At 72.6% G+C, this 14110-nt stretch carries 12 protein-coding genes; 5 read left to right on the top strand and 7 right to left on the bottom strand.

Going from position 1 to position 14110, the window contains the following annotated elements:
* Positions 1-141: 141 nt before the first annotated feature.
* The 4 genes from ACH4B3_RS31470 to ACH4B3_RS31455 form a co-directional block, all read right to left on the bottom strand.
* On the bottom strand, positions 142-981 hold the full coding sequence (locus ACH4B3_RS31470; RefSeq protein WP_398468685.1) for a thioredoxin domain-containing protein: 840 nt from the start codon (positions 979-981) through the stop codon (positions 142-144).
* A 75-nt stretch (positions 982-1056) separates the two neighbouring features.
* On the bottom strand, positions 1057-1731 hold the full coding sequence (locus tag ACH4B3_RS31465) for a hypothetical protein (RefSeq protein ID WP_398468683.1): 675 nt from the start codon (positions 1729-1731) through the stop codon (positions 1057-1059).
* 76 nt (positions 1732-1807) lie between these two features.
* Positions 1808-2653 (bottom strand): thioredoxin domain-containing protein, encoded by an 846-nt coding sequence (locus tag ACH4B3_RS31460; protein WP_398468681.1) that lies wholly within the window; start codon positions 2651-2653, stop codon positions 1808-1810.
* Between the two features lie 308 nt (positions 2654-2961).
* On the bottom strand, positions 2962-4323 hold the full coding sequence (locus tag ACH4B3_RS31455) for a DUF2252 domain-containing protein (RefSeq protein WP_398468679.1): 1362 nt from the start codon (positions 4321-4323) through the stop codon (positions 2962-2964).
* A gap of 194 nt (positions 4324-4517) precedes the next feature.
* On the opposite strand from ACH4B3_RS31455, the gene dnaE reads away from it, so the two are divergent.
* A complete protein-coding gene (dnaE, locus tag ACH4B3_RS31450; protein WP_398468677.1) occupies positions 4518-8063 on the top strand; it encodes a DNA polymerase III subunit alpha in 3546 nt (1181 codons plus the stop codon).
* A gap of 96 nt (positions 8064-8159) precedes the next feature.
* Here the strand turns inward: dnaE and ACH4B3_RS31445 are convergent, their stop codons facing one another.
* Positions 8160-8330, bottom strand: coding sequence for a hypothetical protein (locus ACH4B3_RS31445; protein ID WP_398468675.1), 171 nt, complete (start codon positions 8328-8330; stop codon positions 8160-8162).
* A gap of 250 nt (positions 8331-8580) precedes the next feature.
* Here ACH4B3_RS31445 and ACH4B3_RS31440 point away from each other — a divergent pair, with 250 nt between their 5' ends.
* The 4 genes from ACH4B3_RS31440 to ACH4B3_RS31425 all read left to right on the top strand — a co-directional run bounded on the left by ACH4B3_RS31440 (position 8581) and on the right by ACH4B3_RS31425 (position 12635).
* Positions 8581-9849 (top strand): NYN domain-containing protein, encoded by a 1269-nt coding sequence (locus tag ACH4B3_RS31440; protein ID WP_398468674.1) that lies wholly within the window; start codon positions 8581-8583, stop codon positions 9847-9849.
* Positions 9850-10012: 163 nt separating this feature from the next.
* Positions 10013-11032 carry an ABC transporter ATP-binding protein gene (locus tag ACH4B3_RS31435; RefSeq protein WP_398468672.1) on the top strand — a complete coding sequence of 340 codons (1020 nt, stop codon included), beginning with the start codon at positions 10013-10015 and terminating at the stop codon, positions 11030-11032.
* A gap of 91 nt (positions 11033-11123) precedes the next feature.
* Positions 11124-11939: an ABC transporter permease gene (locus ACH4B3_RS31430; RefSeq protein WP_398468691.1), complete on the top strand. Its 816-nt coding sequence runs from the start codon at positions 11124-11126 to the stop codon at positions 11937-11939.
* A 57-nt stretch (positions 11940-11996) separates the two neighbouring features.
* Complete coding sequence (locus ACH4B3_RS31425) at positions 11997-12635, top strand: ABC transporter permease (protein WP_398468670.1); 639 nt, start codon at positions 11997-11999, stop codon at positions 12633-12635.
* A 61-nt stretch (positions 12636-12696) separates the two neighbouring features.
* Here the strand turns inward: ACH4B3_RS31425 and ybaK are convergent, their stop codons facing one another.
* Positions 12697-13197 (bottom strand): Cys-tRNA(Pro) deacylase, encoded by a 501-nt coding sequence (gene ybaK / locus ACH4B3_RS31420; protein ID WP_398468668.1) that lies wholly within the window; start codon positions 13195-13197, stop codon positions 12697-12699.
* 122 nt (positions 13198-13319) lie between these two features.
* Positions 13320-14060, bottom strand: a complete 741-nt coding sequence (locus tag ACH4B3_RS31415; protein WP_398468666.1) for an LON peptidase substrate-binding domain-containing protein — start codon at positions 14058-14060, stop codon at positions 13320-13322.
* Positions 14061-14110: the final 50 nt, after the last annotated feature.

Below are 14110 nucleotides of genomic sequence, written 5' to 3'. Positions count from 1 at the left end.
GGCGGACTAAACCCACGTGTTCGGCCGCCCGTCAGCGGGGGGGCCCCGGGGCCGGCGGCCGCCCCGGGGACCGCCGGGGGGTTCCGGGGGGGGGGGGGCCGGGCCGGCCGGCCCGGCACCCGCCCACCGCGCGCCTGCCGGCTACTTCTTCAGCTTCGCGTCCACCACCGCGGTGAACGCCTCCGGGCTGAAGCTGTTCAGGGTCACCTTCTCGCCGTTGACGAGGAAGGCCGGAGTGCCGGTGACGCCCTTCTTCTCCGCGTTCTCGAACTCGTCGGCCATGGCCAGCGCCCACTTGTCGTAGGTGCCGTCCTTCACCGCCTTCTCGAACTCCTTGTTGTCCTTGAGCGCCTTCACCTCGTCGGAGATCTTCAGCAGCTTGGCGTCGTCGGAGTAGGCGTCGTCGGTCTCCTCGGGGTGGTTCTCCGCGGAGAACAGCGCCTTCTTGTACTCCAGGAAGGCGTCCGGGCTCACGTTCAGGGCGGCGCCCAGGGCGCTCAGGGCGTTCTTCGAACCGGAACCGCTGATCTGCTTGTTCTCGTCGAGGAACGCCGCGATCTTGAAGTCGACCTTGTACTTGCCGTCCTTGAGGTGCTCGGCGAGGGTGTCGCCGCTGCTCTGCTCGAACTGGGCGCAGATCGGGCAGCGCATGTCCTCGTAGACGGTCAGCGTGTTCTTCGCCTTCTTGTCCCCGAGCAGCACCGTGGTGCCCTTGTCTCCGGTGGTGTTGGCGGGCTTGGCGTAGCTCTTCTTCTCCGCGTCGTCCTTCCACGCCTTGTTGCTCACCTTGGAGTTCTTGCTGCCTCCGCTGGAGTTGCTGACCGCGAAGCCGATGCCGCCGGCGATCGCCAGCACCACCAGGACGGACCCGCCGACCTTCAGCTGGCGGGCCATCTTCTCCTTCTTCGCCTGGCGCTCGCGCTCGGCGCGCAGCCGCTCGCGCGCGGCCTGCTTGTTGGCGTGGCTGTTCCGGTTGCTCATGGTGTTCTGCTCCGTGGTGTGTCGTTCGGTGAGGGGTTCAACGCCTGCCGGGGCGGCCGGACACCCGTGAGGGGGTCAGACGGCCGCGGCCGGGCACGGCGGACCGCGCCGCACCACCGAGTGCACGAGAAGCGGAAGGGTACGCGGGGTACGCGGCCGGTACGGCGAGCGTACGGAAGGACGGCGCCGGCGGGCGGTGGCGACACCCGCGGCGACGACCAGGCGCAGCGGCCGGAAGGTCGCCGCGGACACCGCCCGGACCACCCGGGCGAGGGCCGCCTCGCCGCGCCGCAGCCACAGCGAGGCCAGCAGACCCACCATGACGTGCACGCCGAGCAGCAGCCACGGCGAGGCCCCGGCGGCACCGGGACCGGCCGTGGTGGTGCCCGGGACGTGCGTCAGCGGGCCGCCCAGGGCGCCACCCGAACAGATGACGTCGATGCCCACCCAGTGCAGCGGGCCGGTCACCGGGCCGCCGGACGGCCCGTAGCAGGTGTGCTGCCCGGTGGTGAAGGCCGTGTCGGCGGCCAGCTCCAGCGGCACCAGCAGCGCCGCGATGCCGCCGTAGCCGCGCTCCCGGCCGGCCAGCGCGTACGTCAGGGTGAAGACCCCGACGGAGAGCGCGGCGACCACGGCCAGCGGCACCGGGGTGCCGGAGAGCAGCACGTGCGACCCCGCCGACAGCGTCACGCACAGCGCTGTGAAGAGCGCTGCGCGTGCCGTCCGCAGGTGGGTCGCTGAGATGTCCATCGGCGCAGAGTGTGCCATGGCCGGGCGTAGGCGTCGCGTCAAGATTCGGCATCACCGCGCCGCCCGCCGCCCGGGCCTACAGCAGGTTGTCCACCGCCTTGGTGTAGTCGTCGGCCGTCAGGGGCGGGCTGGTGCCGTCGGAGGTGACCTTCCTGCCGTCCAGTTCCAGCGCCGGGACGCCGGATATGCCGGACTTCATGAAGTCCGCCGCGACCGCCTCGGCCCAGGCGTCATAGGTGCCGTTCGTCACATCCTTCGTGAAACCGGCATTGCCGTTCAGGGCCGGCACCTCCCGCGCCACCTTCAGCAGGTAGTCGTCGGAGGCGAAGGAGTCGGTGCTCTCCGCCGGGTGGTTCGCCTCCGAGAACAGGGCCTTCTTGTACGCCAGGAAGGCGTCGGGGCCGACGTCCAGGGCGGCGCCCAGGGCGCTCAGCGCGTTCTTCGAGCCCGAACCCTGGAAGCTGTCGTCCAGGAAGGCCGCCATCCGGAACTCGGCCTTGTACTTGCCCGCCTCGATGTCCTTGAGGACGGTCTCGCCGACCTGCTGCTCGAAGGTCGCGCAGACCGGGCAGCGCATGTCCTCGTAGACGGTGAGGGTGTGCGCGCTGTCCTTCTTGCCCACCGCGATCACCAGGCCGTCGGCGCCGGTGGTGTGGGCGGGCGCGACGGCCTCCTTCGGCCCGTCGTTCCCGCCGGTGCCGGCCGGGCCCTCGGTCGAGCCGCCGGTCGAGCCACCGGTGGTGCCGCCCCCGGTGTCGCCGGCGCCCGGGCCGTCGCCGCTGCCGGGCAGCCCGGGCGCGGTCGGCGCGGCGTCTCCGATGCCCTGGCCGCCGCCGTCGCCGTCGTCGCCGTCGCTGAAGACCACGATCGCACCGGTCGCCAGCAGCGCCACGGCCACCGCCGCGGCGACGTATCCGATCATGTTCTGCCGCTTGGCGCGGCCATCCGGCGGCCGCGGCGCCGGATGCGGCAGACCCGGCTGCGGCGCCCCGGGGTGGTCCGCCGGCTGCGGCGGGTAGGGGCCGCCCGCGGGCGGGGCCGGGTACGGCGGCTGGGCGCCCGGCGCGGGCGGCGGCCCGGCCGGGGGCTGCGGGGGCACCGGCGGTGGCCCGCTCCACCCCTGCGGGGCGGACGGCGGCCCGTACCCCTGCGGCTCCGGCTGCCCGGGCTGTCCCGGCTGCCCGGGCTGTCCCTGGTGTCCCGGCTGCTCCCCGCCGGGTCCGATGCCGCTCACAGGCCCGGGATCCGGCCGTTGCGGAACAGGTCCACGAAGATCTGGTGGTCGGCCCGCGCCCGTGCCCCGTAGGAGTGCGCGAAGTCCACCAGCAGCTCCGGGAAGCCGTCCTCGTCCGCGGCGATCACGGCGTCGATCGCGCGTTCGGTGGAGAACGGCACCAGGGAGTGACCGCTGGTGTCGTCGGCGGCGGAGTGCATGGTGGCGGTGGCCCGGCCCAGGTCGGCCACGACCGCCGCGATCTCGGCCGGGTCGTCGATGTCGGACCAGTCCAGGTCCACCGCGTACGGCGAGATCTCGGCGACCAGCTGCCCGGTCCGGCGCCCGCCCTCCTCGATCTCCGTCCAGCCCAGCCATGGATCGGCGTGCGCCTGCAGGGCGCGCTGCGAGATCACCGTGCGGTGGCCCTCGTGCCGGAAGTACGAGCGCACCCGCGGGTCGGTGATGTGCCGGGAGACCGCCGGGGTCTGCCCCTGCTTCATGTAGATCACCACGTCGTTCTCCAGCGCGTCGCTGTTGCCCTCCAGCAGGATGTTGTAGGAGGGCAGCCCGGCGCTCCCGATGCCGATGCCGCGCCGGCCGACCACGTCCTTGACGCGGTAGGAGTCGGGGCGGGCCAGGCTGGACTCGGGAAGGGTCTCCAGATAGCCGTCGAAGGCGGCCAGCACCTTGTACCGGGTCGCGGCGTCCAGCTCGATGGAGCCGCCGCCGGGGGAGAAGACCCGCTCGTACTCGCGGATCTCGGTCATCGAGTCGAGCAGCTCGAAGCGGGTGAGCGAGCGGGCGGCGCGCAGCGAGGCCAGCAGCGGGCCGTCGGCGGTGTCCAGGGTGAACGGCGGCAGGTCTCCGGTGTCGGAGACCACGCCCCCGGCGGCCAGCGCGTGGATGCGCTCCCGGTAGGCCGCGGCGTAGATCCGCACCAGCTCGCCGATCTTCTCGTCGCTGAGCGCCTTGGTGTAGCCGATCAGCGCGATGGAGGCGGCGAAGCGCTGCAGGTCCCAGGTGAAGGGGCCGACGTACGCCTCGTCGAAGTCGTTGACGTTGAAGACCAGCCGGCCGGTGGCGTCCATGTAGGTGCCGAAGTTCTCGGCGTGCAGATCGCCGTGGATCCACACCCGGCTGGTGCGCTCGTCCAGGTAGGGGCCGCGGTCCGTGCCGCCCGCGCGGTCCAGGTCCGCGTAGAACAGGCAGGCGGTGCCGCGGTAGAAGGCGAACGCGGAGGCGGCCATCTTCCGGAACTTGACCCGGAAAGCGGCGGGGTCGGCGGCGAGCAGCTCGCCGAAGGCGGTGCCGAAGACGGCGAGGATCTCCTCGCCGCGTTCGTCGACGTCCTTCCCCGGGACGTACAGATCCGACATCGCGTGATGCCTCCTGAGGGTGGGCGGAGCAACTGGTGTCCATCGCGGACAACGGCTGAGGCTACTCCCGAGTGCCCGGGCACTGTCGGTGCGGAGGGGTACTCTTCGAAGCTGCCCCCCGCCCGCCCTCGATCGCCGGCCCGCCGCCCCCGCCGGGGCGCCGCGCGCCGCGGAACCACCGGAGGTCCCCCGCCGTGGCCAAGCAGCCGTTCACGCACCTGCACGTGCACACCCAGTACTCGCTGCTGGACGGTGCCGCGCGGCTGAAGGACATGTTCCAGGCGTGCAACGACATGGGCATGACGCACATCGCCATGACCGACCACGGCAACCTGCACGGGGCGTACGACTTCTTCCAGCAGGCCACGGGGGCGGGCGTGACGCCGATCATCGGCATCGAGGCGTACGTCGCGCCCGAGTCGCGCCGGTACAAGCGCAAGGTCCAGTGGGGCCAGCCGCACCAGAAGCGCGACGACGTGTCGGGTTCGGGCGGTTACACCCACAAGACCATCTGGGCGGCGAACAAGACCGGCCTGCACAACCTCTTCCGGCTCTCCTCCGACGCGTACATGGAGGGCTTCCTCCAGAAGTGGCCGCGGATGGACCGGGAGACGATCTCCCAGTGGTCGGAGGGGCTGATCGCCTCCACCGGCTGCCCCTCCGGCGAGGTGCAGACCAGGCTGCGCCTCGGCCAGTTCGACGAGGCGGTCAAGGCGGCCTCGGACTACCAGGACATCTTCGGCAAGGGCCGCTACTTCCTGGAGCTGATGGACCACGGGATCGAGATCGAGAAGCGGGTCCGCGACGGTCTGCTGGAGATCGGCAAGAAGCTCGACATCCCGCCGCTGGTCACCAACGACTCGCACTACACCTACGCCCGGGAGGCCGACGCGCACGACGCGCTGCTGTGCGTGCAGACCGGCAAGAACCTCTCCGACCCCGACCGCTTCCGCTTCGACGGCACCGGCTACTACCTGAAGTCCACGGAGGAGATGTACGCCATCGACTCCTCGGACGCCTGGCAGCAGGGCTGCGACAACACCATCCTGGTCGCCGAGCAGGTGGACACCACCGGCTGGTTCGACAAGCGCGACCTGATGCCCCGGTTCGACGTGCCCGAGGGGTACACCGAGGTCACCTGGTTCCAGGAGGAGGTCAAGCGGGGCATGGCCCGCCGGTATCCGGGCGGGGTCCCGGAGGACCGGCAGCGGCTCGTCGAGTACGAGATGGACGTCATCATCCAGATGGGGTTCCCGGGCTACTTCCTCGTCGTCGCCGACTTCATCATGTGGGCGAAGAACAACGGCATCGCGGTGGGCCCGGGCCGTGGCTCCGCGGCCGGCTCGATCGTCTCCTACGCCATGGGCATCACCGACCTCGACCCGATCGAGCACGGGCTGATCTTCGAGCGGTTCCTCAACCCCGAGCGCGTCTCCATGCCGGATGTCGACATCGACTTCGACGAGCGCCGGCGCGGTGAGGTGATCCGGTACGTCACCGAGAAGTACGGCGCCGACAAGGTCGCCCAGATCGGCACCTACGGCACCATCAAGGCGAAGAACGCGATCAAGGACTCCGCCCGGGTGCTGGGCTACCCGTACGCCATGGGCGACCGGATCACCAAGGCGATGCCCGCCGACGTCCTGGGCAAGGGCATCCCGCTGTCCGGCATCACCGACGAGAAGCACCCCCGCTACAGCGAGGCGGCCGAGGTGCGCGGGATGTACGAGAACGAGCCGGACGTGAAGAAGGTCATCGACACCGCCCGCGGTATCGAGGGCCTGGTCCGGCAGATGGGCGTGCACGCGGCCGGTGTGATCATGTCCAGCGAGAAGCTCACCGACCATGTGCCGGTGTTCTCGCCGAAGAACGACGGCCAGGTCGTGACCCAGTGGGACTACCCGACCTGTGAGTCGCTGGGCCTGCTGAAGATGGACTTCCTCGGCCTGCGGAACCTCACCATCATGGACGACGCCGTCAAGATGGTGAAGGCCAACAAGGGCGTCGACCTGCAGCTGCTGGAGCTGCCGCTGGACGACCCCAAGACCTACGAGCTGCTGTGCCGCGGTGACACCCTCGGCGTGTTCCAGTTCGACGGCGGACCGATGCGCGCCCTGCTGCGCATGATGAAGCCGGACAACTTCGAGGACATCTCCGCCGTCTCGGCCCTGTACCGGCCCGGGCCGATGGGCATGAACTCGCACATCAACTACGCGCTCCGGAAGAACGGCCAGCAGGAGATCACGCCGATCCACCCGGAGCTGAAGGAACCTCTCGAAGAGGTCCTCGACATCACCTACGGCCTGATCGTCTACCAGGAGCAGGTGCAGAAGGCCGCCCAGGTGCTCGCCGGGTACTCGCTCGGCCAGGCCGACCTGCTCCGCCGCGCCATGGGCAAGAAGAAGCCCGAGGTGCTGGAGAAGGAGTTCGTCAACTTCCAGAAGGGCGCGCGGGAGAAGGGCTTCTCCGACGAGGCCATCCAGGCGGTGTGGGACGTGCTGGTCCCGTTCGCCGGATACGCGTTCAACAAGGCGCACTCCTCGGCGTACGGCCTGGTCACCTACTGGACCGCCTACCTCAAGGCGAACTACCCGGCCGAGTACATGGCGGCGCTGCTCACCTCGGTCCGGGACGACAAGGACAAGTCGGCGGTCTACCTCAACGAGTGCCGCCGGATGGGCATCAAGGTGCTGCCGCCGAACGTCAACGAGTCCGAGGCGAACTTCACCGCCCAGGGCGACGACGTGATCCTGTTCGGCCTCACCGCGGTCCGCAACGTCGGCGCGAACGTGGTCGACTCGATCATCCGCTGCCGGAAGGCGAAGGGGAAGTACAACTCCTTCCCCGACTACCTGGACAAGGTCGAGGCGGTGGTCTGCAACAAGCGCACCACCGAATCGCTGATCAAGGCGGGCGCCTTCGACGAGATGGGGCACACCCGCAAGGGCCTGACGGCGCACTACGAACCGATGATCGACAACGTGGTCGCGGTCAAGCGCAAGGAGGCCGAGGGACAGTTCGACCTCTTCGGCGGGATGGGGGACGACGCCGGCTCCGCCGACGGCCCGGGCTTCGGCCTGGACGTGGAGTTCTCCGACGTCGAATGGGACAAGACGTACCTGCTGGCGCAGGAGCGCGAGATGCTCGGGCTCTACGTCTCGGACCACCCGCTGTTCGGCATCGAGCACGTGCTCAACGACAAGACCGACGCCGCCATCGCGCAGCTGACCGGCGGTGAGCACGGCGACGGCGCGATCGTGACCATCGGCGGGATCATCTCCGGGCTCCAGCGCAAGATGACCAAGCAGGGCAACGCCTGGGCGATCGCCACCGTCGAGGACCTGGCCGGCTCCATCGACTGCATGTTCTTCCCCGCCACCTACCAGCTGGTCTCCACCCAGCTGCTGGAGGACGCGGTGGTCTTCGTCAAGGGGCGGCTGGACAAGCGGGAGGACGTGCCCCGGCTGGTCGCCATGGAGCTGATGGTCCCGGACCTGTCCGAGGCGTCGGCCAACGCCCCGGTCACCATCACCATCCCGACGGTGAAGGTCACCCCGCCGCTGGTGGAGAAGCTCGGCGAGGTGCTCACCCACCACCGGGGCTCCACCGAGGTGCGGATCAGGCTGCAGGGGGCGCGGAAGACCACGGTGCTGCGGCTGGACCGGCACCGGGTCACCCCCGACCCCGCCCTCTTCGGTGATCTCAAGGTGCTGCTCGGCCCGTCCTGCCTGGCCGGCTGAGGCCGCCGGGGCGGTCCGCGGAGCACACGGCGCGGGGGCGCGCCCATCCGGGAGTCCGGGTGGGCGCGCCCCCGCCGTCGTACTCGGGGAGCGCGGTCAGTTGTGGCCGAAGCGCTTCTGCCGACCCTTGTGAGGCACGTCCGGCGAACCCATCTGCGACCGCATCTGCTCGGCCCGGTCCTCCGCCGAGCGCCCCTGCTCCTCGCCGCGCTCCGAGGAGCTGCGGGACCGGGGCTTGGCGCGCTCGCGATTCTTGTTCTTGGCCATGACTGTTCTGCCTCCAGACGGGGTCGGTTTCCCCCGGAGACACAGTGACACGCTTGAACGTACGGTGCATTTCGGGCAATTACCGTGAGTGAGAAGGGCTTGTGAGGGGTAAGCCGTATCCGCCACGCCGTTGATCCAGTTCGGACTGGTAGCCCCCGCGCGGCCGGGCGTGTCCGTAGCGAGGACGAGGGAACGGGCCCCGTGCCCCGGGGGGCGGCCGCATGTCCGTACGTCAGGGAAGAGGTGGAACGTGGACCGCTGCGTCGTCCTGGTGGACGCCGGTTATCTGCTGGGCGCCGCCGCGAGTCTGCTCGCCGGAGAGCCGGCCCGGCCGAGAATCACCGTCGACCACGCGACCCTCATCCAGGGTCTGCGCGAGCGTGCGGAGCTGGAGACCGAACGGCCGCTGCTGCGGATCTACTGGTTCGACGGCGCCCCGGACCGGGTGCCCCAGCCGGAACACCGCCGGCTGCGCGTCATGCCCCGGGTCACCGTCCGGCTGGGCGCCCTGACCCGCAGCGACGGCCGCTGGGCGCAGAAGGGCGTGGACGCCGCCATGCACGCCGAACTCACCGGACTCGCCCGCAACCGGGCCTGCTCCGACGTCGTCCTGGTCACCGGCGACGGGGACCTGCTCCCCGGGCTGATGGACGCCAAGGAACACGGCGTCGCCATCCACCTGTGGGCCGTCCAGGCCGCCGACGGCGACTTCAACCAGTCCGAGGACCTGGTGGCCGAGGCCGACGAGCGCCGCGTCCTGGACCGCGCCTGGATCACCCGCGCGGTCCGGGTCAGGGACCACACCGCGCCCGGCGGCGCGCCCGCGCCCATCACCCGCCCCGAGATCGCCGCGATCCTCGCCGCCCCGCTGCCCGAGACGGCCGCGGGGGGATCCGCCGGCTCCTCCGGCGACCGCACCCCCGCGCGCAACGGCACCCGGCCCGCCGCCGCGTCCGGCGACCCGGCCACCCGCCCGGCCGCCGCCCCGCACGGCCCCGCCGAACCGGCCGCCGCGCCGGGCAAGGGCGTGCCCACCCCCAAGGACCTCGCCGACCTCGGCCGGCCCGGCGCCCCGGCGGACTGCCGGCCGCCGGCCGCGAGCGCCACCCTCCGCTGGTCCTCCGACCGGGGCTGGGTGGACCGCGGCACCACCGTCACCGAACCGCCGGAGACCTCCGGCCTGCCCATGCTGGCCCAGCTCACCACCGCGGAGCAGCGCTGGGCGGACCGCGAGGAGGACATCACCACGGTCAGCGGCGACCCGTTCGAGGTCGGTCAGGTGTTCGCCCGCCGCTGGACCGAACGCTCCGACCGGCAGCATCTGCAGCAGCTGTCCGCCGAGTACCCCCGCATCCCGCACCGCATCGACGGCGAGCTGCTGCGGTACGCGGCCCGGTTCGGGCTGCTCGCCCACAAGGACGACCAGATCGACGAGCACGACCGGTACGCGATCCGGGCGGGATTCTGGCGCGAGATCGACAGTCGCACGCCCGCCGCGCCCGCCCCGGCCAAGGACTGACCGGCCGCCCCGCGCGCCGGATCAGCCCAGGTCGCGCCTCATCCGGCGGCCCGGCCCGGCCGCCCGGCGGACCGGGCACCAGGCACCGGCCGGCGGGCGGCGATCGGCCGACCGCCTGCCCCGGAGCGGAGACCCGCCGCCCGGGCGCGTACCCTCATAGCTCGTGAGGACGGGCGCGAAACAGGCGGCAGGCGGCGATTCGGTGTGCACCGTGCGCGGCCTGGTCAAGACCTATCCGGCCGCGCGCCCTCGCCGCGGGGTGCCCCCCGCGCCCGCCGTACGGGCCAGCGACGGCATCGACCTCACCGTCGCGGGCGGTGAGGTCTTCGGACTCCTCGGGCCCAACGGCGCCGGGAAGACCACCCTGGTCCGGCAGCTGACCGGCCTGCTCCGCCCGGACGAGGGCAGCGTCGAGGTACTCGGCCACGACCTGGTGCGCCACCCCGAGCGCGCCGCCCGGCTGGTCGGCTACCTCGGACAGGAATCCACCGCCCTGGACGAGCTGACCGTCGCGCTGGCCGCCGAGACCACCGGCCGGCTGCGCGGCCTGGACGTCCGCGCCGCCCGCGCCGAACGGGACGCGGTGCTGGCGGAACTCGGGCTCACCGAACTCGCCGGCCGCCCGCTGAAGCGGCTCTCCGGCGGTCAGCGGCGACTGGCCTGCGTGGCGGCGGCGCTCGTCGGCGAACGCCCGCTGCTGGTCCTGGACGAGCCCACCACCGGCATGGACCCGGTGGCCCGGCGCGCGGTGTGGGCCGCGGTGGACCGGCGCCGCGCCGAGTACGGCACCACCGTGCTGCTGGTCACCCACAACGTCATCGAGGCGGAGACGGTGCTGGACCGGGTCGCCGTCCTGGAGCGCGGCAAGGTCATCGCCTGCGACACCCCGGCCGGACTCAAGGCGCTGGTCGCCGACGAGGTCCGGGTCGAACTGGTGTGGCGCACCGAGGCGCCGCTCCACGTGCCCGAGGTCGCCGCGCTCCGCGACAGCGCCCGCGCCCAGGGCCGGCGCTGGCGGCTCCGCCTCGCCCCCGAGGAGGCCCGCGCCGCCATCGCCGCCGTCACCGGCGGACCGGCGTTCGCCGCCCTCGACGACTTCACCCTCGCCACGCCCAGCCTGGAGGACGTCTACCTGGCCCTGGGCGGCCGCGCGGAAGGCACCGAGGGGCTGGTGAGGGCGTGACCCGCCGGACCACCGGACCCCGCCGACCGGCCGGGACCCCGGCCGAGCCGACCGCGAACGAACCGAAGAGGAGCCGCGCAACGTGACTGCCGTGTCCCTGGAGGCCGTGCCCCGCGAAGACCGCCGGCCGGCGCCCGCGCCCGCCGCCGTGCCCGCCCCGCTGGCGGCGCGGGCACGCCTGCTGCCCGCCCTCGGCGCCGTCTACCGGGCGCAGCTGTCCCGGGCCCGGGTGGCGCGCATCCCGCTGCTGTTCGTGGCCACCTTCCAGTCCGTCGGGATCATGGTCCTGATGCGGGGCGTGGTGGACGGCGGCAGCGAGGCGCGCGCCGTGGTCGCCGGCTCCAGCGTGCTGGTGGTGGCCTTCGTCGCCCTCAACCTGCTGGCGCAGTACTTCGGCCAGCTGCGGGCCAGCGGCGGCCTGGACCACTACGCGACGCTCCCGGTGCCACCGGCAGCGGTGGTGCTCGGGGCGGCGGCCGCCTACGCCTCGTTCACGGTGCCGGGCACCGTGGTCACAGCGGTGACCGGCAGCATGCTCTTCCAGCTCCCCATGGGGCACCTGTGGATCCTCGCCGCGGTGGTGCCGCTGTCCGGTGCCGCGCTGGCCGGGCTGGGCGCCGCCCTCGGGCTGCTCGCCCCCCGGCAGGAGCTGGCCACCCTCTGCGGCCAGCTGGGCATGTCGGCGGCGCTGCTGCTGGGCGTGCTGCCCGCCGAGCGGATGCCCGCGGTGGTGTCGTACGCGCGTGATCTGCTGCCCTCCACGTACGGTGTGGAGGCACTGGCCCGGTCCTTCGACACCCGGCCCGACTGGCTCGCCGTCCTCGCCGACCTGGGGGTGTGCGCGGGGGTCGGGGTGATCTCGCTGGCCGCCGCGACCTGGGCCTACCGCCGGGCCGCGGTGCGCTGACGCACTCCGGGCCCTCCTGCCGACCGACCGCCGCCCGCAACCTGGCACGATGACGGAGTGACCGCACCGTTGACGCCGCACGACCAGCCCACGCCCGGACCGCAGCCGTCGGGCGCCACCGCCTACCCGCTGCCCGGGCCCGACACCGGTAAGGACCGCCCGGTCTCCACCGCGGAGGTGGTCGAAGCGGTGCTGGTCGCCCTGGCGGTCGCGGTCCTCGGAGTGGTCATGGGACTGCTGTGGCTGTGGCTGGCGCCCCGCGTCGCCGCGATCTCAGACGGTCGGCTGATCTACGTCAAGAACTCGGAGTCGGAGGACGCCATCGGCGCCGACGGCCTGTTCATCCTGCTGGGTCTGGGCCTGGGCGCGCTGTCGGCGGTCGCGGTCTTCCTCTTCCGCAGGAACGGCGGGATCCCGCTGGTCCTCGGCCTGGCGGTGGGCGGAGTGCTCGCCTCGGTCATCGCCTGGCGGCTCGGCGTCTTCCTCGGCCCCGAGACCGACATCCGCAAGCACGCCAGGGCGGTGGGCCCCGGCGTCGCCTTCGACAAGCCGCTGGAGCTGGGAGCCAAGGGGGCGCTGCTCGCCTGGTCGGTGGCCGCGATGGCGGTCCACCTCGCGCTGACCGGGCTGTTCGGGCCGCGGGACCCCGAGCCCGAGCCGCACGCCACGCAGCCGGACGCCCCCCGGGCGCACTGAGCCCCGGCCGCCGGGCGGGCCCGCTCAGGAGGGCCCCGGCGCCCCGGCGGGCCGGACGGTCTCAGAACCGTGCGATCGGGGCGGTGACCGCACCGGTGAGGGCGACCAGGTCGGCGGGGGAGAGCTCGACCTCCAGGCCCCGGCGGCCCGCGGAGACGCAGATCGCCGGATGGTCCAGGGCCGAGGCGTCCACCGCCGTGCGCAGCCGCTTGCGCTGGCCCAGCGGGGAGATCCCGCCCCGTACGTAGCCGGTGGTGCGCTCCGCGGCGGCCGGATCGGCCATCGCCGCCCGCTTGCCGCCCACCGCCGCCGCCAGCGCCTTCAGGTCCAGCGTCGCCGACACCGGCACCACCGCGACGGTCAGTTCCTCGTCGACGGCGGCGACCAGGGTCTTGAAGACCCGGCCGGGGTCGACGCCCAGCGCCTCCGCCGCTTCCGCGCCGTAGGACGGCACCGCCGGGTCGTGGTCGTAGGAGTGCAGGGTGAACGCGGTGCCGGCCGCGGCGAGCGCGACGGTCGCCGGGGTGCCTCCGGAGGACTGCTTCTTGGACTTCCTGGCCACGGCCTCGCCGTCTCCTGTCGGTTGGGGAAGGTCCCGCGCGGCGGCCCGGCCGGCGGGCGGGGTCGCGGCGGACGGGCCGGACCGCCCGAGGCGCTGCCGGACCGGTGTGCGCCGCGGCGGGGTCAGTTGGGGGAGGTCGGCCGCTGCACCGGCTCCACCAGGGGCAGCGACGGGAGCTTGGCGATCAGCGCCGTCTCCGAGCGCAGCAGCCGCAGCTCGTCGGCGAGCCGGGAGGCGGTGTCGGGCGCCTGGAGCAGCCGCTGCTTGACCGAGTTGTCCAGCACCGCGGCCGCCGCCACCAGATAGGACAGCACCGACGGGTCGCCGGGCAGCTCCTGCTCGGTGGCGAGGGTCCGTTCCCGGGCCCCGGCGAGCCGCTTCTGGTACGCCCGGAAGGCCCGGACGACACCCGAGGCCAGCGCCCCGGCCTCGTCGCCCTGCTCCTCCGGCAGCTCCTCGGTCGTACCGGTCAGATACGGGCCCGAGGCGTCCACCGACAACAGGCGGAAGCGGGTGGTGCCGGTGGCCAGCACCTCGAAGGTGCCGTTCTCGCGCTCCCGGATGGTCGCCGCCTCCGCCACGCAGCCCACCGTGTGGAAGGCCTGCATCGGGTCGGCGCCGAAGCCCGCGGCCGGGCCCCGTTCGGGGAGCGCGGTGGGGTCCGGCATGCCGGGGGCGGTCGGGGCCACCTCGCGGCCGTCGCGGATGGCGATCACGCCGAAGCGGCGCGGGGCGTCCTCGGGCAGCGCCCGCAGATCACGCATCAGGGCGCGGTACCGCTCCTCGAAGACGTTCACGGGCAGCACCAGCCCGGGGAACAGCACCGTGTTCAGCGGAAAGAGCGGAAGGCTGGGGTCGGTCACGACGGGTAAGCCTAATGGCCGACCGCCGCCGTGTAAGGGCCGACGTCCCA

Source organism: Streptomyces sp. NPDC018031 (assembly GCF_044327625.1).
In the GTDB taxonomy this organism is placed as follows: domain Bacteria; phylum Actinomycetota; class Actinomycetes; order Streptomycetales; family Streptomycetaceae; genus Streptomyces.
Note: the sequence above shows the minus strand (reverse complement) of the source record. Positions and strands in the feature narration are given on the sequence as shown.

Excerpts from the sequence above, each read along its gene's own strand:
- ACH4B3_RS31445 (WP_398468675.1), bottom strand. The coding sequence starts at position 8,330 with ATGGCCAAGAACAAGAATCGCGAGCGCGCCAAGCCCCGGTCCCGCAGC.
- ACH4B3_RS31455 (WP_398468679.1), bottom strand. The coding sequence starts at position 4,323 with ATGTCGGATCTGTACGTCCCGGGGAAGGACGTCGACGAACGCGGCGAG.
- ACH4B3_RS31460 (WP_398468681.1), bottom strand. The coding sequence starts at position 2,653 with ATGATCGGATACGTCGCCGCGGCGGTGGCCGTGGCGCTGCTGGCGACC.
- ACH4B3_RS31470 (WP_398468685.1), bottom strand. The coding sequence starts at position 981 with ATGAGCAACCGGAACAGCCACGCCAACAAGCAGGCCGCGCGCGAGCGG.
- ACH4B3_RS31465 (WP_398468683.1), bottom strand. The coding sequence starts at position 1,731 with ATGGACATCTCAGCGACCCACCTGCGGACGGCACGCGCAGCGCTCTTC.